The organism is Neorhizobium sp. 2083 (assembly GCF_031455615.1).
In the GTDB taxonomy this organism is placed as follows: Bacteria; Pseudomonadota; Alphaproteobacteria; order Rhizobiales; family Rhizobiaceae; genus Neorhizobium.
In genome coordinates this window covers 362,140-384,152 of sequence record NZ_JAVDTC010000002.1, presented here as the reverse complement: position 1 = coordinate 384,152, position 22,013 = coordinate 362,140, and the positions used below count along the sequence as shown (strand labels likewise).

The 22,013-nt window shown below is 63.1% G+C and carries 19 protein-coding genes; 9 read left to right on the top strand and 10 right to left on the bottom strand.

Annotated elements, in window-relative coordinates:
• Window positions 1–235: 235 nt before the first annotated feature.
• From J2X76_RS10025 to J2X76_RS10015, 3 genes are all read left to right on the top strand, one after another.
• Window positions 236–1,663, top strand: a complete 1,428-nt coding sequence (locus tag J2X76_RS10025; protein WP_310215504.1) for an aldehyde dehydrogenase family protein — start codon at window positions 236–238, stop codon at window positions 1,661–1,663.
• A complete protein-coding gene (locus J2X76_RS10020) occupies window positions 1,653–2,045 on the top strand; it encodes a RidA family protein (protein ID WP_310215502.1) in 393 nt (130 codons plus the stop codon). Before J2X76_RS10025 ends, J2X76_RS10020 begins: the two co-directional genes overlap by 11 nt.
• Window positions 2,046–2,250: 205 nt before the next feature.
• Complete coding sequence (locus tag J2X76_RS10015) at window positions 2,251–2,679, top strand: L,D-transpeptidase (protein ID WP_113126512.1); 429 nt, start codon at window positions 2,251–2,253, stop codon at window positions 2,677–2,679.
• Window positions 2,680–2,688: 9 nt separating this feature from the next.
• On the opposite strand, the gene J2X76_RS10010 is transcribed toward J2X76_RS10015, so the two are convergent.
• Together J2X76_RS10010 and J2X76_RS10005 are read right to left on the bottom strand one after the other, a co-directional pair.
• The gene (locus J2X76_RS10010; protein ID WP_113126513.1) at window positions 2,689–3,264 is read right to left on the bottom strand and encodes a transglycosylase SLT domain-containing protein; all 576 of its coding nucleotides are present in this window, start codon (window positions 3,262–3,264) and stop codon (window positions 2,689–2,691) included.
• Between the two features lie 54 nt (window positions 3,265–3,318).
• Window positions 3,319–4,521, bottom strand: coding sequence for a low temperature requirement protein A (locus J2X76_RS10005; RefSeq protein WP_310215498.1), 1,203 nt, complete (start codon window positions 4,519–4,521; stop codon window positions 3,319–3,321).
• A gap of 106 nt (window positions 4,522–4,627) precedes the next feature.
• Between J2X76_RS10005 and J2X76_RS10000 the strand changes: the two genes are divergently transcribed.
• On the top strand, window positions 4,628–5,248 hold the full coding sequence (locus J2X76_RS10000; protein ID WP_310215494.1) for a GNAT family N-acetyltransferase: 621 nt from the start codon (window positions 4,628–4,630) through the stop codon (window positions 5,246–5,248).
• Here J2X76_RS10000 and J2X76_RS09995 read toward each other — a convergent pair.
• From J2X76_RS09995 to J2X76_RS09970, 6 genes are all read right to left on the bottom strand, one after another.
• Window positions 5,245–5,823, bottom strand: a complete 579-nt coding sequence (locus J2X76_RS09995; RefSeq protein WP_310215491.1) for an NAD(P)H-dependent oxidoreductase — start codon at window positions 5,821–5,823, stop codon at window positions 5,245–5,247. The two genes, J2X76_RS10000 and J2X76_RS09995, sit on opposite strands and share 4 nt — an antisense overlap.
• A complete protein-coding gene (locus J2X76_RS09990) occupies window positions 5,823–7,229 on the bottom strand; it encodes an FAD-binding oxidoreductase (RefSeq protein ID WP_113126517.1) in 1,407 nt (468 codons plus the stop codon). The genes J2X76_RS09995 and J2X76_RS09990 overlap by 1 nt, the downstream gene beginning before the upstream one ends.
• A gap of 2 nt (window positions 7,230–7,231) precedes the next feature.
• Window positions 7,232–8,542: a cytosine deaminase gene (locus J2X76_RS09985; RefSeq protein ID WP_405030013.1), complete on the bottom strand. Its 1,311-nt coding sequence runs from the start codon at window positions 8,540–8,542 to the stop codon at window positions 7,232–7,234.
• Window positions 8,542–9,381, bottom strand: a complete 840-nt coding sequence (locus tag J2X76_RS09980) for an ABC transporter permease (protein ID WP_113126519.1) — start codon at window positions 9,379–9,381, stop codon at window positions 8,542–8,544. The genes J2X76_RS09985 and J2X76_RS09980 overlap by 1 nt, the downstream gene beginning before the upstream one ends.
• Window positions 9,381–10,205: an ABC transporter ATP-binding protein gene (locus J2X76_RS09975; RefSeq protein WP_310215486.1), complete on the bottom strand. Its 825-nt coding sequence runs from the start codon at window positions 10,203–10,205 to the stop codon at window positions 9,381–9,383. Before J2X76_RS09975 ends, J2X76_RS09980 begins: the two co-directional genes overlap by 1 nt.
• A gap of 192 nt (window positions 10,206–10,397) precedes the next feature.
• Window positions 10,398–11,414 (bottom strand): ABC transporter substrate-binding protein, encoded by a 1,017-nt coding sequence (locus tag J2X76_RS09970; protein ID WP_113126521.1) that lies wholly within the window; start codon window positions 11,412–11,414, stop codon window positions 10,398–10,400.
• 189 nt (window positions 11,415–11,603) lie between these two features.
• Here J2X76_RS09970 and J2X76_RS09965 point away from each other — a divergent pair, with 189 nt between their 5' ends.
• Window positions 11,604–12,560: a LysR family transcriptional regulator gene (locus J2X76_RS09965; RefSeq protein ID WP_310215482.1), complete on the top strand. Its 957-nt coding sequence runs from the start codon at window positions 11,604–11,606 to the stop codon at window positions 12,558–12,560.
• Window positions 12,561–12,571: 11 nt separating this feature from the next.
• On the opposite strand, the gene J2X76_RS09960 is transcribed toward J2X76_RS09965, so the two are convergent.
• Window positions 12,572–13,360, bottom strand: a complete 789-nt coding sequence (locus J2X76_RS09960) for a creatininase family protein (RefSeq protein ID WP_310215479.1) — start codon at window positions 13,358–13,360, stop codon at window positions 12,572–12,574.
• A gap of 251 nt (window positions 13,361–13,611) precedes the next feature.
• Here J2X76_RS09960 and J2X76_RS09955 point away from each other — a divergent pair, with 251 nt between their 5' ends.
• Together J2X76_RS09955 and J2X76_RS09950 are read left to right on the top strand one after the other, a co-directional pair.
• Entirely contained in the window at window positions 13,612–14,136 is a 525-nt protein-coding gene (locus J2X76_RS09955) for a transglutaminase-like cysteine peptidase (protein ID WP_310215475.1), read from the top strand.
• A gap of 367 nt (window positions 14,137–14,503) precedes the next feature.
• Window positions 14,504–16,678, top strand: coding sequence for a methyl-accepting chemotaxis protein (locus J2X76_RS09950; protein ID WP_310215473.1), 2,175 nt, complete (start codon window positions 14,504–14,506; stop codon window positions 16,676–16,678).
• A gap of 123 nt (window positions 16,679–16,801) precedes the next feature.
• Here the strand turns inward: J2X76_RS09950 and J2X76_RS09945 are convergent, their stop codons facing one another.
• Window positions 16,802–17,689 carry a DMT family transporter gene (locus J2X76_RS09945; RefSeq protein WP_113126525.1) on the bottom strand — a complete coding sequence of 296 codons (888 nt, stop codon included), beginning with the start codon at window positions 17,687–17,689 and terminating at the stop codon, window positions 16,802–16,804.
• A 288-nt stretch (window positions 17,690–17,977) separates the two neighbouring features.
• Between J2X76_RS09945 and J2X76_RS09940 the strand changes: the two genes are divergently transcribed.
• Both J2X76_RS09940 and J2X76_RS09935 read left to right on the top strand, forming a co-directional pair.
• Entirely contained in the window at window positions 17,978–19,276 is a 1,299-nt protein-coding gene (locus J2X76_RS09940; protein WP_310215469.1) for an adenylosuccinate synthase, read from the top strand.
• Window positions 19,277–19,335: 59 nt separating this feature from the next.
• Complete coding sequence (locus J2X76_RS09935) at window positions 19,336–22,011, top strand: hypothetical protein (protein WP_310215466.1); 2,676 nt, start codon at window positions 19,336–19,338, stop codon at window positions 22,009–22,011.
• Window positions 22,012–22,013 lie beyond the last annotated feature (2 nt).

Below are 22,013 nucleotides of genomic sequence, written 5' to 3'. Positions count from 1 at the left end.
CCCCGTTCTGACGGGGAGAAGGACGCAAGCCGCGTGTTCCCCGTCCCTCTGGATCTGGGTTTCTGCCGGGCGAGCGGGTGCGGCATATCCCTTCTCCCCGTCAAGACGGGGAGAAGGTGGCGGCAGCCGGATGAGGGGGCAAACTCCACATGCAAACGCCTCCTTCGGACTTGCGAGGGTCATGGTGATGGCCGATAGTGGCCCGACCACGTCTCTGGCAGCCCGGAGGTTTCCCATGAGCAACCATCTGAAATTCTTCATCGACGGCGCCTGGGTGGAGCCGGACATTCCGGTCGCGCTAGACGTCATCGATCCATCCACCGAAGAGGCCTATACGCGGATCGCGCTCGGCTCCTCGGCCGACGTGGACAAGGCCGTCGCCGCCGCCAAAGCCGCGTTCCCTGCGTTCTCGCAATGGTCGAAGGAGGAACGGCTGGCGCTGCTGCGCCGCATCCTTGCCGAATACGACAGGCGCTACGAAGATATCGCCCAGGCCGTCTCCCAGGAAATGGGTGCGCCGATCGGCTTTGCCCGCGATGCGCAGGCCGCTGCCGGGCAGGGGCATCTCAAGGCGACGATCGAGGCGTTTGAAGCCTACGAATTCACGGAGACGCGCGGTACGACGACGATCGTGAAAGAGCCGATCGGCGTCTGCGCGCTGATCACGCCGTGGAACTGGCCCCTCAACCAGATCGTTTGCAAGGTGGCGCCGGCGATTGCCGCCGGCTGCACAATGGTGCTCAAACCTTCCGAGATCGCGCCGATTTCCGGCATCATCTTCGCCGAGGTGATGGAAGCCGCCGGCACGCCGAAGGGCGTTTTCAACCTCGTCAACGGCACCGGCCCGGATGTGGGGCAGGTGATGGCCGGCCATCCCGATGTCGACATGGTTTCCTTCACCGGCTCGACCCGCGCCGGTGTGATCGTCGCCAAGACCGCTGCCGATACGGTGAAGCGGGTGGCGCAGGAGCTCGGCGGCAAGTCGCCCAACATCATCCTCAACGACGCCGAGTTCGAAAAGGCGGTTGCGGACGGCGTGACGGCGTGTTTCGGCAATTCAGGCCAGTCCTGCGATGCGCCGACCCGCATGCTGGTGCCGGCCAAGCGCCACGACGAGGCGCTTCAGGTCGCCAAGGCGGCAGCCGAAAAGCTCAAGACCGGCGATCCGCGCGCCGAAGGCACCGATCTCGGCCCGGTGGTCAGCAAGACGCAGTTCGACAAGATCCAGCGGCTTATCGAGGCGGGGATCGCCGAGGGGGCGACGCTGGTCACCGGCGGTCCCGGCCGCCCGGAAAACCTCAATCGCGGCTACTATATCCGCCCGACCGTGTTCGGCAACGTCACCAACGACATGACCATCGCGCGGGAAGAAATCTTCGGGCCGGTCCTGTCGATCCTGCCTTACGAGACGGAGGAACAGGCGATCGAGATCGCCAACGACACGCCCTATGGACTTGCGGCCTATGTCCAATCGGGCGACCTCGCCCACGCCCGCAAGGTTGCGGCGTGGCTGAGGGCAGGCTCGGTGTTCATCAACTATCCCGAATGGGACCTCTTCGCGCCCTTCGGCGGCTTCAAGCAATCCGGCAACGGCCGCGAATATGCCGACTGGGCCATTCACGATTTTCTCGAAATCAAGGGTATCGTCGGTTATGGCGTTTGAGACCTTCAATCCACCCTCCGTCCGCAAGCCTTTCGGCGGTTATAATCACGGCCTGCTGGTGCCGCCGGGCGCCAGCCTGCTCGTCACGTCCGGCCAGCTCGGCATCTCGCCGGAAGACAGGATCCCGCCCGACGTGGCAGGACAGGCCGAACTCTGCTTCAGGGCGATCGGCGCGATCCTCGAAGAGGCGGGTATGACCTATGCGGACGTCATCCGCATTTCCGGCTTCGTGACGAGCCGCGAGGATTTTCCTGCCTACATGGCGGTGCGGGACCGATACACGCTCGACCCCAAACCGGTCTCGACCCTGATCGTCGTCGGCGGCTTTACCCGTGCCGAATTCCTGGTCGAAGTGGAAGTGACGGCGGCGAAGGTATTTTGAAGCAACGCCGAATAACGGTGCCTTTCCGGCGGGCCTGCCGCGGGGAGGGACCGCGATTGTTCAGTCTTTATTGATCACGTGGTCGTTTTGTTGCAGCGTATCGCTGCTGTATTCGTGACTTGCCAAGAATATCGCCCTCGATTTTAAATATTCCTTGAGCTGATTGGGGTATCGATCTGTTCCAGGGTTTTATCGGGGGTTTTCTATGCGTCGTATCGTAATGGGAGCCATGGCGCTCTTCTGTGCGCAATTTTTCGCACCTGCTGCTTTTTCCGCAAGTCTCGTGGCCAGCGTCAGCCTGTCGTCCCAAACCATGACCGTCGAGCAGGATGGCGTCGTGGTTTACGAATGGAAGGTTTCGACCGCGCGGCCCGGCTATTCGACGCCGACCGGAAGCTGGGGCGCCAAGTGGCTGTCCCGGGACCACCGTTCGCGCAAATACGATGATGCGCCGATGCCGTATGCGGTATTCTACAATGGCGGTTACGCGGTTCATGCGACTTTCGAGACGAAACGGCTCGGGCGTCCCGCCTCGCATGGCTGCATCCGGCTGCATCCTCAAAACGCAGCGACGTTCTTCGCGCTCGCCAGCCAGTACGGCTTGTCGAACACGCGCATCGTCGTCAGCCGTTAGCGCCAAGGCTCAGTAGCCGCAGCTTCTCAACTGCGCTTCATATTTGGAGGCCATGCCGGCGGATTTTTGCGCGGTCTGCTTGACGCCGTTGCCGAATTCGCCCCGCGCATATCCCGCCTGGCCGGTATAATAGGCGAGGTAGAGATTGTAGCTGTCGGTGAGCGGAATGCCGTTCTTGAGATGGCTGCGGTTGTGATACCAGCCGACGAAATGGACCGCATCGCCGAAATCGGTGCGGCTGGCGTTCCAGCGGCCGGTGTCCTTCTTGTAGGTCAGCCAGGTTCCGTCGAGCGCCTGGGCGTAGCCATAGGCCGTCGACGGGCGCGTCCACGGGATGAAGCCGAGCAGTTTGGTGCGCGGCGGCCGGGCATAGGGCTGGAAGCCGGATTCGACATAGATCGTCGCCATCAGGATCGGCACGGGTACGCCGAATTCCCGTTCCGCGGCCTTGGCGTCGCGTGCCCAGTTGTTGAACAGCCCGTCGCGCTGCTCGAAGATCGCGCAGGCATTGGTGATCCGGCTCGGCGCGGAAGCGCATGCAGATAGCGACAGAGCCATGAGGGCGATGAAAAACGCAATACGCATCGCTTAATCTCTCGGTTTCCAGAGATTAATAACCGGTAAAATTTAAGGAAAAGTTTAGTGGCCGGGGTGAGATGTCGGTGACGCAGAATAAGCGCGCCCGGCAAGCATGTTGCGCACGATGACGGCGAGCGCGGTCGTCGCCGCGATGCCTTCGAGCCCGAGCCCGATTGCCGGCGCAAGCAGCGTCAGGACGGCAAACACCGCGAGCGTGTAGCGTGCCGGGCCGATGCAGACATAACGGTCGCGCACGAACCACAGGCTCGCCAGGTAGATCGCCACGGGGATCGCCACCGCATAATCGCCGACCAGGATGGAGACTTCGGAATGGTGGGTGATGATATCGACGAGCACGGCAAAACCGGCACCGACCGCCGCGCCCGAGGTAAAGATGAAGAAATGGCCGTAACCCCACAGAAGCGAACGTCTGAGGTGATGGCTATTCAGTTGTTCCTCACGGGCGAAATAGACCCACCACAGCGAAAAGACGATGACCAGCGCCGACAGTGCGGTGTGGACGAGCATGATGTTGACCTCGCCGGCGAACTGGCGAAGTGCGGTCGAACCGGCAAGCAGGGTCTCGCCGAGCACGATGATGTTGAGCAGGCCGTAACGCTCGACGATGTGGTGACGGTGCCAGGGCGTATTGGCGGTCAGCCGTTCCGCGACGGCCGGCACGGCCAGTTCAAGCAATACGGCTAGAGCCCACAGGAGGTAGGATACGCCAAAGGCGAGGGGTTGCAGGAAGAGGAAGCTCAGCCACAGAAGCTGGACGAGGAAGATTCCGATCGCATAACCGAGCGCGGTCGGGCGGCAGCCCGGATCGTGATAGGCCGCCCGCAGCCACAGGATGATCATGGCGATGCGCATGATGGCGTAACCGTAGATCACCAGGGTGAAATCCGGCGCCTCGGTGAAGAGCGCCGGAATGCCGGCGGCAATCGTCAGCGAGCCGCCCATCAGCACCATGGTCAGCAGCCTGTAGACGACGTCGTCATTGTCATAGGCTGAGGAAAACCAGGTGAAGTTCATCCAGGCCCACCAGATGGCGAAGAAGGCCATGACGAAGGTCATCACCCCTTGAACCGCATGATTTCCCGCAACCGCATGATGCAGGCCCGCCGCGGCAGATGCGATCGCGATCACCGACACGAGGTCGAACAGAAGTTCGAGCGGGGTTGCGACCCGGTGGTGTTCGTTCGGATCACGGGGGTGCAAGGGACGCAGGATGCTGGCGAGCGGTGAAACCTGGTTCGTCATCGTCTATCTGCCCTTGAACATGAAGATTCGCAATGCGGGGAAATAGCGCAAAAAAGCGGCTTCAAGTAAAGGGTGTAGGGGTGGCGATGATCGGGGCTTTCGGCAGATGCGTGAGGTTCTCAAAACGGACAGGCTGATCTTGAGGGAGATCATCACGGCTGATCTGCGGGTCCTCTATCGCATCTTCGGAGACGCCGAGAGCATGCGCTTCTATCCGCGCCCCAAGAGCTTCGAGGAGACCGAAGCCTGGTTCGAAAAGCTTGCCTTCCGAAGTTATGCGGAAAACGGTTTCGGGCTTTGGGCTGTCGTTGAAAAGGCGACCGGCGAGTTGATCGGTGATTGCGGCATTACCCTGCAGCCGACTCCGAAGGGCCCGGAGCCGGAGATCGGCTATCATTTCCGGCGTGAGTGGCTCGGCCGCGGTTATGCCGTCGAGGCGGCCGCAGCCTGCCGCGAATTTGCTCTCGGTAGTTTCGGTTTCGAGCGGATCGTCTCGATCGTGAGTCCGGAAAATGTTCCCTCGCTTCGCGTTGCCGCGAGAATCCATCAGCGATGGGAAACCTACCGGACGGTGACAGCGGCCGGGAAAGAGGTGGATCGGTTCCTGTTCATATCCGAGCGCGGCGTTGGTGAGCCGACCGGTTCCGTGTCGAACGCCGAGACCCGCGCGGCGATGGTGGAGGCCGACGCCCTGCTATTGACGCGCCGCCGCGAGACGAAGAGCTAAAACCGCTCCATCTCCCGCTTCACCTTGTCCAGAAATGCCGCACGCGTCTGCGGTGTGCAGTTGTTCATGTCGTAATGGGCCAGAAACTTCACCGGCCTTGCCGGGTTGGTCTGCACCCGCAGCACCCGTTTCGACAGTTTGCGCGGCGGGTCGCCGGCGAGGAAGGCGCGCCAGCGGGTGGCGCCGTAGGTGGTCACCACCGCCACCTTGTCGATATGCAGTTTTCGGGTCAGCCTGCCGTCCTTCAGCTCGAAGGTGATGCCCGGCAGCCAGACGCGGTCGAAATAACCCTTCAGCATCGCTGGCCAGCCGAAATTCCAGACCGGGGTGACGATCACCAGCCCTTCGGCCGCCTGCAGGCGGTCGACATAGGGTTTCACCAGCGAAAGGTTGTTCGGATAGTCGTGATAGGTCATCCGGTCATGGCGGGACATGACCGGATCGAAACCTTCGGCATAGAGGTTGCAGTCATCCACCTCGTGCCCGCCCTTGGTCAGGCTTTCGCGCACCTGCCTGTACAGGGCCGCGCCATAACTTTCCTCGACCGGGTGCGAATGGATGAGCAGGACCCGCATCAGCCACCCGCTGCGGCAAGGCCCGGGAAGAGGTAGTTCTTGCCGGCCGAAAAATCGAAGTCGGGATTGTCCCAGGCGATCATCTTGCCGGGATTGAGAAGACCCTTCGGATCCGTCTCCTTCTTGAAGGCGAGCTGCACGACGTCCGTCTGCTTCATGCCGCCTTCCTCCAGCGTGTAGCGGTGCGGGTTGAAGATCGGGCAGCCGTTGTCGCGGTGGATCTGCATGATCTCCTCCAGCCGCTCCTTGGTCGTGTAGCGGACGAGAGGAAGGCCGGAGCACTGCATGCGGCCGTCGAACTTGATGAATTCGAGATGGCCCGGCACTTCGTCGCCAAAGATCTTGGTCATCTTCTCGACCTTGGCGACATGGTCCGGGCCCGGATACTGGACTTGGAGATAGGTGAAGCCGGGATCGACCTTCAGGGCGCGCAGGGTCGTGTGATTCCAGGCAAGCTCGTAGGCATGCGGGATGCCCTTCATGCTTTCCACCTTGTCGGAGCGGAACAGGATCTCGCCCTTCTGGCGCTCGGCAAAGGCGGTGAAGGCGTCCATGGAATGCGGCGCGATCATCAGCACGACGATCGACTGGTTGCGGTCGCGCAGGAACGGCTTGTGGCGGGGGAAATAGTCGTAGGGAATGGGGGCTGCGATCGGGGCGATTTCCTTGATCAACAGGCCGTTCTTGTGGGCGAGCGCATCGCCGAAGCGCACCGCGTCCATGAAGTCGTCGTAACCGACCAGCACGTCCACCCAGTCATAGGCGGGCGCCAGCGGCATCTCGACCTCGACGATGATGCCGTTGGTGCCGTAGGCGTGGGTGACCTTCTGCAGGTCCCAGGCGGTGAGGTCGAGCACGCGCGGTTCGGCCTCCATGGTGACGACGCGCAGGCGCAGGATGTTGCCGAGGTCGCGCAGGCCGCCCCAGTGGATCGAGCCGACGCCGCCGGAGCCGCCGGCGACGAAACCGCCGATCGTCGCCGTCTGGGCGGTCGAGGGGTGGAAGCGCAGTTCCTGGCCGGAATGGGCTTTCGTCTGGCGGTCCAGTTCGGCGATCACGATGCCGGGTTCGGCGATGACGCGGCCCGGATGGATTTCCTTGATCCTGTTCATGTTGATGAGGTTCAGCACAATGCCGCCGGAGAGCGGCATGGCCTGGCCGTAATTGCCGGTGCCGGCGCCGCGCGGGGTGACCGGCACGCCATGGGCATAGGCGACCTTCAGCACGCGGATCACCTCTTCCTCGCTTTTCGGCGAGACGACGAGATCGGCGGTGACGCTTTCGAGCTCTTCTTTCAGGATCGGGGAATACCAGTAGAAATCGCGGCTCTTCTGGCGCACCAGCGCCGGATTGTCCTCGACCGCGAGGCCTTCGAGTTCTTTCTTGATCTGTGCGTAGTCCGGCATGCTCATTTGTCCAAAATCGGGTCCAGGTCACGGTAATCCGGCAGGCGACGGTCGATGCCCATGCCATTCCGCATCACGATGCGGTCGGCCTGCGGACGGGAAAGGAATTCGCTCCAGCGGCGGGCGCTGAACAGTACGAGGTCGGCGGGGCCGCCTTGGGCGATGACGCCGATATCCGGCCGGCCGAGGATTTCGGCGGGCGTCGAGGTGACGACGCGGGCGGAGGTATCAAGCGGGTGGTCGAGATGCAGGATGCGGACCGCCTCGCGAAACACTTCGACCGGGTCCATGTCGCCATAGGCGTAGAAGGGGTCGCGGGTGTTGTCGGAGGAGACAGCCGTCTTGACGCCGGCAGCGGTCAGCTCGTGGAACAGGGTGACGCCGCGCCAGCGGGGCGTGCGGCCGGCATGGCGGTCCTGCAGGTACATGTTGCACATCGGCAGCGACACGACCGAGATACCGGCGCTCGCAACCTTGTCGATGACGCGCTTTGCGGTCTCGTCGTCCTGCCGCGCCAGCGAGCAGCAATGGCCGACCGTGACCGAACCTTCGAAACGGTTGCGGATTGTCGCCTCGGCGATCTGTTCCAGCGTCAGAACCTGTTTGTCTTCCGTCTCGTCCACATGCAGGTCGATGTCTAGGCCGTTTTTGGCGGCCGCCTTGAAGAGCGTATCGAGAATCCGCTCGAAATCCGGCAGGATGCGGGTAGCGCCTCCGAGCAGTCCGCCATAACGCTTCGTCGTCGCGACGATGCCGCCGAAGATGCTTTCGTCGAGCACGCATTCGAGCGGCAGCAGGGCGACCGCCTGGAGTGCGATCCGGTCCTTCCATTCGGCACGGAGTTCGTCGAACAGCGGAAAGGAGATATCCGGCTGCGGCGGGATCGAGTCGAGATGGGTGCGGATGAGTTTCGTGCCGTGGGCATAGGCGCTTTTCAGCGAGAACTCGAAGCGAGCACGGATGTCTTCAGCCGACCAGTTGGCGATCCGGTCCTCGCGCACGTTCATCAACGCGCCTTCGAACGTGCCGTCCGGGTTGGGGCGGCGGTCCCAGAAATGCCCTTTGTCGAGATGGGTGTGCATATCGGCGAAGCAGGGCCAGATCATGCCGCCGCGCATGTCGGCGGTGACCAGATCGGCGGGTGCCGAGCCTGCCGGCAGGATCGCTTCGATCTTCCCGTCCGCGATGACCAGATCGGCTGAGACGAGACCGTCTTTGGCGACGGAGGGCAGGTCTTTGACGAGAACCGCCGGCAGCGTGGCATTGGCGAGCGCGAAACGGCGAGCGTCGGGAAGCGTCATGAAGGCAGTCATCAGTTTTCTCTTTTCAGGCTGCTTTCATGCCAGCGATGCAGGAAGAACCAGGAAATGAACGAGGTGATCGCAAAGATGACCACGCCGAGCAGCGACAACAGGACCAGGGCCGCAAACAGGCGCGGAATGTTGAGGCGATATTGGGATTCGAGCAGGCGGAAAGCAAGGCCTGAGCCGGCGCCCGCGGAGCCCGCCGCGAATTCGGCGACCACGGCGGCGATCAGTGCCAGTCCGCCGCCGATCCGCAGGCCCGTCATGAAATAGGGCAGCGAGGAGGGGAGCTTCAGGTAAAGCAGCGTCTGCCAGCGCGAGGCACCATAAAGGTCGTACAGGTTGAGCAGGTTGTGATCGACGCTCTTCAGGCCCTGAACCATGTTCGACAGGATCGGGAAAAAGGCGACGAGGAAGGCGCAGATCAGCAGCGCCACCTGCGTGGTCGGTGCGTAGATGAGGATCAGCGGCGCGATCGCGACGATCGGGGTCACCTGCAGGATGACGGTGATCGGGTAGAAGGCCGTTTCGATCCATTTCGACTGGACGAGGAAGATCGCGATGCCGACGCCGCCGATCAGCGCCAGGGCCAGCGCCTGCATGGTGATCTGGGTCGTCACCCACAGCGCGGGGGCGAGCGTGCCCCAGTCGTTGTAGAGGGAGTTGGCGACGGCGAGCGGTCCCGGCAGGATGTATTGCGGGATGCTGTTGACGGTGATGATGAACTGCCAGAGGAGCACGAGGCAGATCACCACGCAGACCGGGATCAGGGTGCGCAGCAGTGTTTCGCGGTTGCGGCTGAAGAAGCCGGACTTCGGCAGGGCGAGGGCGGGCTGGGTCTCTACCATCAATGTTCCTCCCCGCCGATCGCTTCGAGAAGCATGTTCGATACCTTTTCGCAGGCCTGGCGATAGTCTTCGGACGTGCGGTAATGGGCGTCGCGGCTCATGCTCGTTTTCAGCGGGAAATCCGCATGCACCCGGCCGGGGCGTGCCTTCATCACCACGATGCGGTTCGACAGATAGGCGGATTCGAAGACGGAATGGGTGACGAAGATCACGGTGATGCCGGTTTCCCGCCACAGCCGGAGCACGTCGTCGTTGAGCTTCTGGCGGGTGATTTCGTCGAGTGCGGCGAAGGGTTCGTCCATCAGCAGCAGTTTCGGCTTGGTCACCAGCGCGCGGGCGATCGAGACGCGCATCTTCATGCCGCCGGACAGTTCGCGCGGATAGGCATCGGCGAAATCCTGCAGGCCGACCGTCGCCAGCGTCGTCATGATCTCGTCGCGGGCGGCGGATTTGGAAACGCCGCGCAGTTTCAGAGGCAGGTAGACATTGCCGAACACCGTCTGCCAGGGCATCAGCGTCGGTTCCTGGAAAACGAAGGAAATGTCGCCTTCCGGCAGTCCCTTCGAATTGATGCGGGAGCTCGGCCAGTCGATCGTGCCGGTCGAGACGTCGCCGAGGCCGGCGATGATGCGCAGCGCCGTCGACTTGCCGCAGCCGGACGGGCCGAGCAGGCTGACGAATTCGCCGCCCTCGACCGTCAGCGACATGTCGGAGAGCGCCAGCGTGCCGCTCGAAAACATCTTGGAGACGCCGCGCATGACGACCAGCGGGCGTCTGCGGGTGTCTCCGGGGGCTGGCATCAGCGGGGCTTGGGATGTGGTCATTACGGGCCTTGAAATGGAAGTGCCGAGGATCGCCCCTCATCCGGCTGCCGCCACCTTCTCCCCGCTTGCGGGGAGAAGGGATATGCCGCGCCGGCTTCCTTCATGCCGCAGCGGTTGCTTGCGGCACGTCCCCTCTCCCCGCGAGCGGGGAGAGGGTTAGGGTGAGGGGCAAAGGGAGAAGCTCAGGTCACACTACTTCTTCAACGCCATGCCGACGCCCTTGCAGACGAACTTGGTCGAATAGGCCTTCTTGTAATCGAGGTCGGCCGGCTCGACGCCGATCGAGACCATCGAATCGAAGAACTTCTTGTAGCGTTCGTCGGTGATGCAGCCGATGCCCTTGGTCTCGGCGTCGCCGGACACCACGATGCCATATTCCTTCATCTTGGCGATGGAATAGGCGATCTGGCCATCCGTCATTTCCGGATTGTCCTTCTTGATCAGATCGTTGGCGGCCTTGTTGTCACCATAGAGGTAAGTGTACCAGCCCTCGAGCGAGGCGTCGACGAAACGCTGCACGACGTCCGACTTCTTGTCGATCATCTGTTGCGTGGTGGTGATCATCGTCGAATAGGGGCCATAGCCGGCGTCGGCAATCAGGAACACTTTCGGCGTCCAGCCAGCCTGCTTGCCGATCTCATAGGGTTCGGAGGTCAGGTAACCCTGCTGGGCGGAGGCCTTGTCGGCGATGAAAGGAGCCGGGTTGAACGTGTAGGGCTTGAACTGGTCGTCCCGGAAGCCTTTGAAGTTCTTCTTCATCCACTCGAAATAGGTGGTGTAGCCTTCCTTGCCCATGAAGATGGTCTTCATCTTGGCGAGGTCCGCGAATGTCTCGACGCCGGCATCGGGGTGAGCGAGCAGGACCTGCGGGTCCTTCTGGAAGATCGAGGCGACGCTGACCAGCGGAATGCCCTGCTTGACGGCGTCCATGTCGCCGAGCGGGCCGCCCATGTAGAAATCGACCTTGCCGGCGATCAGAAGCGCGCGGTTGGCGGCGTTCGGGCCGCCCTGGACGATCTTCACCTTGAGGCCATGCTTTTCATAGGTACCGTCGGCGACCGCCTGGTAGAAGCCGCCGTGCTCCGCCTGCGCGAGCCAGTTGGTGCCATAGGAGACTTCGTCGAGGGCTGCAGCCGGCTGGGCGGCAAATGCTGCCGCCGAGAGGCCGAGAGCCGCCAGAAAACTCTTTATCGTCAATGATTTGGGCATGTCGCTTTGTTCCCCTGTTAAACCGTGCGGCATCGTGAGAGCAGCTTATGATGAGCATTTGTAAGGTTGCGTCGCTCTTTGAAAAGCATCAAATTTCGTCCACATTGATGCCTTTACGGCAGCGGTCGAATTTTCATCTGCCAAATTGTGGTGCATGATCAAAAAATATGCAATCGGGGTCTGGTTGAAATGCTGCATTCGCGAAAACTTCAATATATCGACGAGATCGCCCGTTGCGGCTCGATCCGCAAGGCAGCCGCCCGGCTGAACGTCGCATCGTCGGCGATCAACCGGCAGATCCTGGCGCTGGAGGAGGAACTGGGGGCGCCGATCTTCGAGCGCATGCCGCGCGGGCTGAAGCTGACGGCGGCCGGAGAGCTCTGCATCGAGCATATCCGCGAGGTGCTGAAGACCTATGAGCGGATGGAAGCGCGCATCCGCGGGCTCAAGATGCCGCAGGCCGGCAAGGTCACGCTGGTTTCGACCGTCGGGCTCGCGGCGGGGCCGCTGCCGGACATCATCGCCCGTTTCGTGGCGCAGCATCCGCGCGTGCGTGTGCATTTGCGCAATGACGGGCCGTCGAACACGATGCAGCCGGTCATCAACGGAGAGGTCGATTTCGGGCTCGGCTTCAATATCCCGGCGACGCCCGGCATCCGCACGCTTGCCAATTTCGACATACCGATCGGGGTGGTGATGCCGCCGGGGCATCGGCTGGCGGCGGAAGAGGGGCCTGTCGACCTCGCGGACGTCGTGCAGGAACCGCTTGTGCTTGCGCAGCCCGGAACCAGCCTGCGCAACGTCATCAACCTGGCGCTTTCGCCGCTGTCTGTCGCGGTGGAGCCGCTGGTGGAAAGCAATGCCTCGGAAATGCTCAAGAAGCTGGTCAGGGCCGGCACGGGGCTGACGCTGCTCAATCCGCTCGACGTGCTGCCGGAGTGCCGAAGCGGCGAGCTGATCTTCCGGCCTATCGCCAATCCGCATGCCCGCCACCAGCCGATGAAGCTTTTCGCCCGGGCGCGTACCACGCTCGACACGGCGACCAGCCTGTTCGTGGAGTTCCTGCTGTCGGAACTGGCGGCCATGGTGGCCGAACTGCAGGCCAAGGGCCATCTGCCGCCCCAGCCGCACGGCCGGGACGCGTAGCGCGACGACGGTTAGCCGGAATAGAGTTCGTCGAGCGCGAAGGTTTCGAACTCGCGCAGCATCTCGATGAAGCCGGCGACCTGATGGCGGCAGATGATCGCGCCCTTTTCGGCGGTGCCCTTCGAGGCGTCGCCGACGACGCCGTTGGGGTTCAGGTCGTGCGCCAGCCAGGACAATACGTGCGGCGGGGCGGGCTGCATGTATTTCGAGCGGCTTTCCGCCTTGGAGACGAAGTTCTGCGCCTTGTCCATGCGCACCAGTTCGGGGCGGAAATGCAGCATCAGCGAGGTTTCCACTTCGCCGCCATGGATGCCGTATTTCTGTTCGTGGTCGCTGATCAGGCCGGGCGGATGGCCGAAACGGCCCCATTGGGTGCCGATCACGGCCATCTTGTAGCGGACGCGCAGTTCACGGCCGACAATGCTCATGATGTCGACATTGCCGCCATGCGAATTGACGAATACGAGCTTCCTGACACCGGCCTCCGCCACCTTGGCGCCGATCGCGGTCCAGGCGGGGATGAGGATTTCCGGGCCGAAGGATAGCGAGCCGGGGCCGTAGACATGTTCGTTCGCCTTGCCGATCTCCTGGGTGGGAAGCACGAGGAAATCGAGGTCTTCGGGGCGCTGGGCCTTCAGTTCGGCCAGCATGCCGTTGGCGATTGCCACGTCGGTCGCGATCGGCAGGTGCGGGCCGTGCTGCTCGGTCGAGGCGATCGGCAGGATGGCGATGGTCTTGTCGGGGGAAAGGCCGGCGAAATCGAGTGTGTTGAGTTCGTTCCAGTAAAATGGCTTGCCCATGCTGTCCTGCCTTTGTGCGTCCGGTTTTCGAGGGTTAGGAGATCGGGCACGTCTCGAAAAGCATCAATTTCCGCCTGCGCCGCTGCCTTTTTGAGTGCGCACCTTATGGCCCCGCGTGTCAATTCGGGAAAAAAAGCTGATTTCGCTAAAATTGCATCTATCGGTTTAAGCGCCCCGAAATGCCGTTCGGCTAGCGTGGGCTCATTCAAGAAACGGCATCCAAGCCGTCCGAAGAAACAGGGTGCAGAGCCATGATCAAGAAGCTCATCATTTCCGCCATCGTCCTGACGGCGCTCATCGTCGGCAAGGAATCACGGGCAGCGGGCGTCGGCGGTTTCGCCCGCGCGCTGTCCGAAAACGTGGCCGTGGAGCGCCATGACGGCGCGATGACCGGCATGCCGGCGACGCTGACATTTTCCGAGCGCCGCGAATTGCTCAGGGTGAATTCCGCGGTCAACGGTGCGATGTCCGAGCTCGACAGCTATTTCGATACGGTGACCGGCGTGCCTTTCGCGAAGATCCGCGCCAATGCCTGCATCGATTGCGCCGACCTCAAGCGCGATCACCTGATCTCGCTCGGCTGGCCGCCAGCGGTCCTGCGGATCGAATACGCGGTCAGCGGGGAAGGCCGCATCGAACGGGTGCTGGCGATTGCGACCGGCGGCGGCAAGATGATCCTCGGCCATGATGGCGCGATGATCGACATGTCCCGCGATCAGGTGCGCCGCCCGACCAGCGGGCGTGGTATGATCATTCCTACCAGTCATCTTATCTAATCCGGAGCGGCTCTCCTCGCTCCCGTCCGTTGCAGCACGACGGACCGGCCCGCCACCCTCTTTCGGGAGGCGGGCTTTCGCCATGCGGGGGATGTGATGCTCAAGTTGCGGAAACGATTCCAGAGTCTTGCGGAACGCCTTGTATTTAATCGAATATTTAATGTTTTATACGAGGTTGTATTATCTCTCCGTCCAAGTCGAGAGAAGCTGCCGGGTGGTTAAGCGATTGTCCGAATTGCTGATTGCCCGCAAACCGAGCGGCGAGTGTTTTAAATAAGGAGTGATGCAGGTGCGGATTTCAATCAAGCATACTTTGATACTGGCGTTCGTCGTCCTAAGCCTGGGCATACTGGGTCTGATGTCCCGGATGCTGTCTCAGGAAATCGGCCGCTATCAAAATTCCACCCGGCTCTCGGAATTGGCTCAACTCGATGAAGCGCTGTTCAACGCGCTGATCGGCCTGCGCGGCGAACGCGGCGGCATATCCTCGGCCATCAAGCTCGAGCCTGCGGAGGTCGCGTCCAGCCGCAAGAACATGGATACCGGCCGCGAGTCGATGGACAAGGCCTTTTCGGGCGTGAAGAGCCTGGCGGCCGACATCGAGCCGGCGAGCCTGCGCGGCGCAATTTCCCCCGTTCTGAGCGCCTATACGCAGTGGGCCGGCTACCGCGCCAATATCGACATGGCGCTGACCCAGGCCGTCAAGGATCGTGATCCGGCGCTCGGCAAGAACGTGCTCGCACTCGCCGACACGATGCTGGCCGATCTCGAAAAGGTCGCCAACCAGGTGGAAGCCACCATCAATGCGCGCGGGCCGGGGATGATCATGTTCACCCAGATACGCTCGCTTGCCTGGACGGCGCGCACGCAGCTCGGCACCGCCAACTCCACCTTCGTCAACGCCCTGATCGCCAAGCAGCCGCTTGCCGCCGACAAGCTGACGGAAATCGCGGTTCAGGATGCGCGTGTGGCGACCGCATGGGACGTCATCACCCAGCTTTCCAACGCGGAGACGACCCCGGACAAGATCAAGACGCTCTACCGGACAGCGCAAACCACATATTTTGCAGGACCTTATGCCGATCAGCGCAACGCTGCCCTGAAGGCGTTCCAGGCCGGCAAGCCCTTTGACATGGCGGTCGACGACTGGCGCAAGCCCGCCGCGCCGGCGCAGGGTTCGGTCGCCGATCTGGCCTCCGCCGCCCTCGACGAGATGACGAGGCTGACGGCCGAAGAGGTTGCTTCCGCGACGCGGTCGATCACCATCTACAGCGTTGCGACCGTCATCGCCTTTGCGCTCTCGCTTCTCGGTATCTACACCGTCATTGTGCGGATCGCCAATCCGATCAGCCGGTTGACGGGTGTGATGCGCACGCTGGCCGGCGGCGAGCTTTCCGTCGAGATCCCGGGTGCCGGCCGCAGCGACGAGATCGGCGACATGGCGCGCGCAGTGGAAATCTTCCGCGAAGCGGCGCAGCAGAACCGCCAGCTCGAGGCGGACGCCGAACACTCCCGCAAGGCGGCCGAGGCCGAACGCGTCGAGTTCCAGCGCAGGGCGGAAGCCGAAGCCGAGGAGCGTCTGACCCAGGCCACGTCCGAGCTCGCCTATGGCCTGCAGCGCCTTGCTGCCGGCGATCTGCTGTGCGAGATCGACAGGGAGTTCTCCGAGCAGTTCGAATCCCTGCGTCATGACTTCAACAGCTCGGTCCGCCAGTTGCGGAACGCGCTCGAAGGCGTGAACCGGACCGCCCAGGGCGTCCGCAGCGGCAGCGACGAAATCTCGACCGCTTCCGACCAGCTTTCGAAGCGGACGGAACAGCAGGCCGCATCGCTGGAGCAGACGGCGGCGGCGCTCGAAGAGGTGACGACCAATGTGAAGCAGACCTCGGAAAGAGCGAGCGAGGCGCGGGAAATCGTCCGCGATGCAAGCTCCCGCGCTCAGAATTCGAGCACCGTCGTTTCCAACGCGGTCAACGCGATGCAGAAGATCGAGATGGCGTCCAACCAGATCAGCCAGATCATCGGCGTCATCGACGAGATCGCCTTCCAGACCAACCTGCTTGCCCTCAATGCAGGCGTCGAAGCCGCCCGCGCCGGAGAGGCGGGCAAGGGATTTGCGGTTGTCGCCCAGGAAGTCCGCGAACTGGCGCAGCGCTCTGCCAAGGCCGCCAAGGAGATCAAGACCCTGATCGGCAATTCCGAGGCCGCCGTCACCCAGGGCGTCGTTCTCGTCAACGATACGGGCGAAGGCCTCAGGGAGATCGCGCAGCTTGTCGCTGCGGTCAACCAGCACATGGAAGCGATCGCCATTGCCGCGAGCGAGCAGGCCTCCGGTCTGTCGGAAATCAATACGTCCGTGAACCATATGGACCAGATGACCCAGCAGAATGCGGCGATGGTCGAGGAAATGAATGCGGCCGGCGCGTCCCTCGCGCAGGAAAGCAGCCGTCTTTCGGAACTGCTGGCGCGCTTCGAAGTAAGCCGGCAGAACGCGCGCGACCAGCGGTCGTTCGCACCCGCAAGGCTGGCGATGGCCAGCTGAGGACGCATCTGCCGGCCGGCCTTCCCGCCTCCTTATCAGGCGGCGGGATTCCATCGGTCAAGGATTTCTGGACCGCCGGCCCGTTTTGAACGGGCCGGCGGTTTCCGTTTTCGGGAGGCGCCGTCAGGCTGTGCGGGGTTTTCCCCATTCGGCGATGGCGATGCCGCCGAGGGCCAGTACCAGCGCGGCGATGTGGAAGAACTGCAGGCGCTCGCCGATGATGGCGACCGACAGCAGCGTGCCGAATACCGGCACGAGGTTAATGAACAGTCCGGCGCGGTTGGCACCGATCTGCTCGACGCCCTTGATGTAGAGCACCTGCGCGATCAGCGAGGCGAAGATGCCGGTATAAAGCACCACGATCCAGCCTTCGGTGTCGGGCCAGACCAGCCGGTCGTTCGAATATTCCCAGAATACCAGCGGCAGGGAGAAGATCATCGCGAAGAAGGCGGGGATCGCCATCAGCGTGCGCCAATCGATCCTGGGGCGCCATCTGAGCGCCACCGTATAGACCGCATAGGCGACGACCGCGATCATCATGATGGCGTCGCCGGAATTGACGGTGAGCGTCACCAACGCGCCGAGATCCCCGTGGACGGCGGTAAGCACGCCGCCGAGAAGCGTCAGGGTAAAGCCGAGGATCTGGGCCCAGGACACCTTCATCCGGAACAGGACGAAGTTGATGATGAAGATCAGCACCGGGATGACTGCCTGCTCGACCGTCACGTTGATCGCCGTCGTGTAGTTGACGGCCGTATAGAGCGCCGCATTGAAGACGACATAACCGACGACGCCGAGGAACAGGAGAATCGGCAGGTTCTTCCTGACGACCGGCCAGTCCTTGACGAGCTGCGGCACGGAGATGGCGAAGATGATGGCGACGGCGAAAAACCAGCGCCAGAAAGTGAGCATCATCGGACTGACATGGCCGACGGCGAGCTTGCCCGCTACCGCATTGCCGCCCCAGGCCAGGGTAGCAATGACGAGCGAAAGATATGCCTTTTTATGCAAAACGGTCTCCGGAGCCGGAATATGGCCGCGATTTCAGGGGTGGCGGCGGGGAAATAGCGTGCGGTTCACGCTTTTGTCACGTAAAAACCATGGCTGAGTGACAAACAGGTCGCTTTCCGTCGGCCGAGGCTTTATAGATGCGGCCGTTTGCAGTGCCCTTGACGAGTTCTCTCCGCCAAAGGCAGTGCATGTAAAATCAAATTGGCGCATCGACCGTATATCAATATTGATCTACGGAAGGTGCGCGTGTGGTCGCGTGGGGCTTTGCCCGCAATACAGGAAACGCAGATGACGAACGTAGTCGTGGTTGGTTCGCAATGGGGTGACGAAGGCAAGGGCAAGATTGTCGATTGGCTTTCCGAACGTGCCGATGTCGTGGTGCGTTTCCAGGGCGGTCACAATGCGGGCCATACGCTCGTCATCGACGGTGTCAGCTACAAGCTCTCGCTGCTGCCTTCGGGCATTGTCCGTCCCGGCAAGATCGCCGTGATCGGCAATGGCGTCGTGCTCGATCCGCATGCGCTTTTGGCGGAAATCGAGAAGCTCGGCGCCCAGGGCGTCAAGGTGACCCCGGAGAACCTGCGCGTTGCCGATAACGCTACGCTGATTCTGTCGCTGCACCGCGAACTCGACGGCATGCGCGAGGATGCCGCCTCCAACAGCGGCACCAAGATCGGCACGACCCGCCGCGGCATCGGCCCGGCCTATGAGGATAAGGTCGGCCGCCGCGCCATCCGCGTCATGGACCTCGCCGATCTCGAAACGCTGCCGGGCAAGGTGGATCGCATCCTTACCCATCACAATGCCCTGCGCCGCGGCCTCGGCGAGAATGAAGTCTCGCACGAGGCAATCATGCAGGAACTGACCTCGATCGCCGACCGCGTATTGCCCTTCCGCGAAACCGTCTGGGAACTGCTCGACAAGCAGCGCCGCAAGGGCGCGCGCATCCTGTTCGAAGGCGCGCAAGGCTCGTTGCTCGATATCGACCACGGCACCTATCCGTTCGTCACCTCGTCGAACACGGTCGCCGGCCAGGCGGCCGCCGGTTCCGGCATGGGCCCGGGCGCGCTCGGCTACATCCTCGGCATCACCAAGGCCTACACGACTCGCGTCGGCGAAGGCCCGTTCCCGACAGAGCTCAAGGACGAGATCGGCCAGTTCCTTGGCGAGAGGGGCCATGAATTCGGCACCGTGACGGGCCGCAAGCGCCGTTGCGGCTGGTTCGACGCGGCACTGGTGCGCCAGTCGGTCGCCACCAACGGCATTACCGGCATCGCCCTCACCAAGCTCGACGTGCTGGACGGCCTCGACGAACTGAAGATCTGCGTTGGCTACAAGCTCGACGGCCAGCAGATCGATCACCTTCCCGCCAGCCAGGGCGCCCAGGCTCGTGTCGAGCCGATCTACGTCACGCTCGAAGGCTGGAAGGAATCGACCGTCGGGGCTCGCTCCTGGGCGGACCTGCCGGCCCAGGCAATCAAATATGTCCGCCAGGTGGAGGAATTGATCGGCGCGCCGGTTGCCCTACTTTCCACCAGCCCGGAGCGGGACGACACCATACTTGTGACCGACCCGTTTGAAGATTAAAGTCAAGAATTGATTACCATTCGGCCGGCCTTCGGGCCGGCTTACATGAGAAAGTGCTGATGGCTGATTTTGTAGCGGTGATCCGCCGCGCCGTTGACGGTCTGGCGAACAATACGCCGGAGATGCGTGCGAAGGTCTATGACAAAGCTCGTGGCGCCGTGCAGCGGCAACTCGAGAACATGAAGCCGCGTCCGCCTGAAGACATGCTGCGGCGGCAGTTGGAGAAGCTCGAAGCCGCGATCGTCGATGTCGAGAGTGAACATGCCGAAGCGCTGGAGGCGGTAGCCGACGAGGCGGCCGCCTTCGATGGCCAGCCGACCGGCGAAGTGTCGGCCGAGCACCACGTCGAAGAAACAGAACAGGCCTCCGAATACCGCGATGAGCAACCCGCTGCCGGGGAGGCCGAAGCCGAATCGGCACCGGTCGCTCAAGGGGAGCGGCCCGTCTTCTACGAGGACGGCTATGAAGAGCCGGCACCGGCCGTCGTTCATGCCGAGCCCGCCGGGCCTGAGCCCGTCGAACAGGAGCCTGTCCATGTCGAGCCGCCGGTCTCCGAGCCGGCTGTCCTCCATGAGGAAGAAGCGGTAGCCGAGACTGCCGGTCACGAGGAGCCTGCCGTCCAGCAATATGGCGACTGGCGGGACGATGTGCCGTCGGAAGAGCCGGCACCTTACCATCACCCCGAACAGGTGCCGGAGCCTTCGCAGGCTTTCGATGAAAGCCGGATCGAGTTCCCGACAGCGGTACCCATGCCGGCGTCGGAGCCGGTTGTGCCGGAACCGGTCCATGCCGAGCCCGTGGCTGCCGAGCCTGCCGCGGCTCCGGTAGTCGAGAGCGAAACGGCGGAGGATGATTTCCCGTATCCGACGCGCGGCGAGCAGCCCGTCCAGCAGGCGGCTCCCGAGCCTGTGCAAGAGTGGCACAACGAGCCGCATCCCTTCGAAGGCCAGCATCCCGTCGAGGAACGGTTCGAGGTCGAGCAGCCGGTCGAGGCCTATCAGCCGCCGGAGCCCCCCTCGGCGACCGAGCCAGCCAGGCAGGTTGAAGAGGATTGGGGCTGGGAAGTGCCGGCACAGTCCGAGCCTGCGACGCAGAGCCAGGAGGCGGTCGCGGCCATTGCATGGAACGACGTGCCGGAACTCGTCACGGCCGGCCCGGTCGTGCCCATCGATCATGGGCACGGCGATCATGGGCATGGCGCCACACCCGCTCCCGTCGACGCGCATTTCGACGCGGAGACCCATGTGGCGGCCGATACCGTCCGCATGCCTCCCGTCGCCGATCTTCCCGAGCTCGGGCAGCAACCGGGCGCGACGGCAGCGGAAGGGGCCGTAGCGGCTGCTGCCACTATCGATCCCTTTGCGGAATATCTCGACCAGCAGCAGCCCAAGGCGGCTGCCGCTGCGCCCGCCAAACCGGCAGACAGCGATCCCTGGGGCGATCTCGAGGAACTGATCGGCTTCAACAAGGATGCGCAGTCCTCTTCGGGCGGTGCGCGCAGCACGCTTCACACGGATGCCGATGCGGACGACCTGATGCATGCGCCGGCGAGGCCCTATCGGGTCACCCCGGTGCGCAAGCGCAATTATGCCGGGATCGTCCTGGCGATCGTCGGCCTCGTTCTCGTCGGCGGCGGCGGTTATGCGATCTGGATGAACCGCGACTCGCTGAACGACATGGTCGACGGCCTTATTCAGTCGAGCCTGCCGGCCAGCCAGACGGCACAGCAGGCACCGGCGCCCGCACCCTCCACACCGCAGCCCAACCGCACTCCTTCGACGCCTTCCACCCCGGCGACGCCGTCTCAGAACGGTGCGGCCAACACGCCGGCGCCTGGCGCGCCCCGCGCGGCGGACGGATCGGCGGCCGGAAGCAAATTCACGCAGCGGCTGATGGCAGACGGCAGCGAGGTCGATGCGGGACCGGGTGTCACCGCCGGCCTGGCGCAGAATGCCGAAGGTCAGTCGGTGGCGCAGCTCAACGCTCCGCCCGCCAACCCTGCGGCGCAGCAGGCGCCCGCTCCGAACGCCCCGGCTGCGCCCCCGCGCGCTCCGAACGGCAGCGCCAATGCGGCGCCGGTGCCGGCCCAGACGCCGCCGGTTGTGCCGGCGCCGAATGCCGCCGTACCGCCCGCCGGCACGCCTTCGGCGAACCCGGCGGATGCGCCGGCACTCGCCGGCCAGAAGATCTTCCTCTACGAGGAACGGATCGGCCAGACCGCGCCGACGGCCATCGATGGCTCCGTCTCCTGGTCGCTGCAGCGCGAGGCAGGTGCGAACGGCCGGCAGGAACCGGTCGTCCAGGGCCGGATCAACGTGCCGGGCAGGGGGCTGACGGCCCTGATGACCTTCAAGCGCAATACCGACCCGTCCCTGCCTGCGAGCCATCTGGTCGAAATCGTTTTCGCCGTGCCGCCGGATTTCGAAGGCGGCGCGATCGAAAGCGTGCAGCGTATCGCCATGAAGTCGAGCGAGCAGGATCGCGGCAACGCGCTGATCGCGGTGCCCGCCAAGATCACCGACGACTTCCACATGATCGCGCTCAACGATTTCCCGGACGCCCGCTCGACCAACATCGAACTCCTGCGCAGCCGCAACTGGATCGATATCCCGATCGCCTATCGCAACGGCCGCCGCGCGCTCCTGACCCTCCAGAAGGGCCCGGACGGCGAACGCGCCTTCAACGACGCGATCCGCGAATGGGCCACGCTCGGGGCGACCGCCAGCGGGCAGTAAGA

Coding starts and splice junctions, on each gene's coding strand:
- J2X76_RS09955 (WP_310215475.1), top strand. CDS start 13,612: ATGATCAAGAAGCTCATCATTTCCGCCATCGTCCTGACGGCGCTCATC.
- J2X76_RS10005 (WP_310215498.1), bottom strand. CDS start 4,521: ATGACGAACCAGGTTTCACCGCTCGCCAGCATCCTGCGTCCCTTGCAC.
- J2X76_RS09975 (WP_310215486.1), bottom strand. CDS start 10,205: ATGACCACATCCCAAGCCCCGCTGATGCCAGCCCCCGGAGACACCCGC.
- J2X76_RS10015 (WP_113126512.1), top strand. CDS start 2,251: ATGCGTCGTATCGTAATGGGAGCCATGGCGCTCTTCTGTGCGCAATTT.
- J2X76_RS09950 (WP_310215473.1), top strand. CDS start 14,504: ATGCTGTCTCAGGAAATCGGCCGCTATCAAAATTCCACCCGGCTCTCG.
- J2X76_RS10000 (WP_310215494.1), top strand. CDS start 4,628: ATGCGTGAGGTTCTCAAAACGGACAGGCTGATCTTGAGGGAGATCATC.
- J2X76_RS09940 (WP_310215469.1), top strand. CDS start 17,978: ATGACGAACGTAGTCGTGGTTGGTTCGCAATGGGGTGACGAAGGCAAG.
- J2X76_RS10025 (WP_310215504.1), top strand. CDS start 236: ATGAGCAACCATCTGAAATTCTTCATCGACGGCGCCTGGGTGGAGCCG.
- J2X76_RS10020 (WP_310215502.1), top strand. CDS start 1,653: ATGGCGTTTGAGACCTTCAATCCACCCTCCGTCCGCAAGCCTTTCGGC.
- J2X76_RS09970 (WP_113126521.1), bottom strand. CDS start 11,414: ATGCCCAAATCATTGACGATAAAGAGTTTTCTGGCGGCTCTCGGCCTC.
- J2X76_RS09980 (WP_113126519.1), bottom strand. CDS start 9,381: ATGGTAGAGACCCAGCCCGCCCTCGCCCTGCCGAAGTCCGGCTTCTTC.
- J2X76_RS09995 (WP_310215491.1), bottom strand. CDS start 5,823: ATGCGGGTCCTGCTCATCCATTCGCACCCGGTCGAGGAAAGTTATGGC.
- J2X76_RS09960 (WP_310215479.1), bottom strand. CDS start 13,360: ATGGGCAAGCCATTTTACTGGAACGAACTCAACACACTCGATTTCGCC.
- J2X76_RS09985 (WP_405030013.1), bottom strand. CDS start 8,542: ATGACTGCCTTCATGACGCTTCCCGACGCTCGCCGTTTCGCGCTCGCC.
- J2X76_RS09990 (WP_113126517.1), bottom strand. CDS start 7,229: ATGCCGGACTACGCACAGATCAAGAAAGAACTCGAAGGCCTCGCGGTC.
- J2X76_RS09965 (WP_310215482.1), top strand. CDS start 11,604: ATGCTGCATTCGCGAAAACTTCAATATATCGACGAGATCGCCCGTTGC.
- J2X76_RS09935 (WP_310215466.1), top strand. CDS start 19,336: ATGGCTGATTTTGTAGCGGTGATCCGCCGCGCCGTTGACGGTCTGGCG.
- J2X76_RS10010 (WP_113126513.1), bottom strand. CDS start 3,264: ATGCGTATTGCGTTTTTCATCGCCCTCATGGCTCTGTCGCTATCTGCA.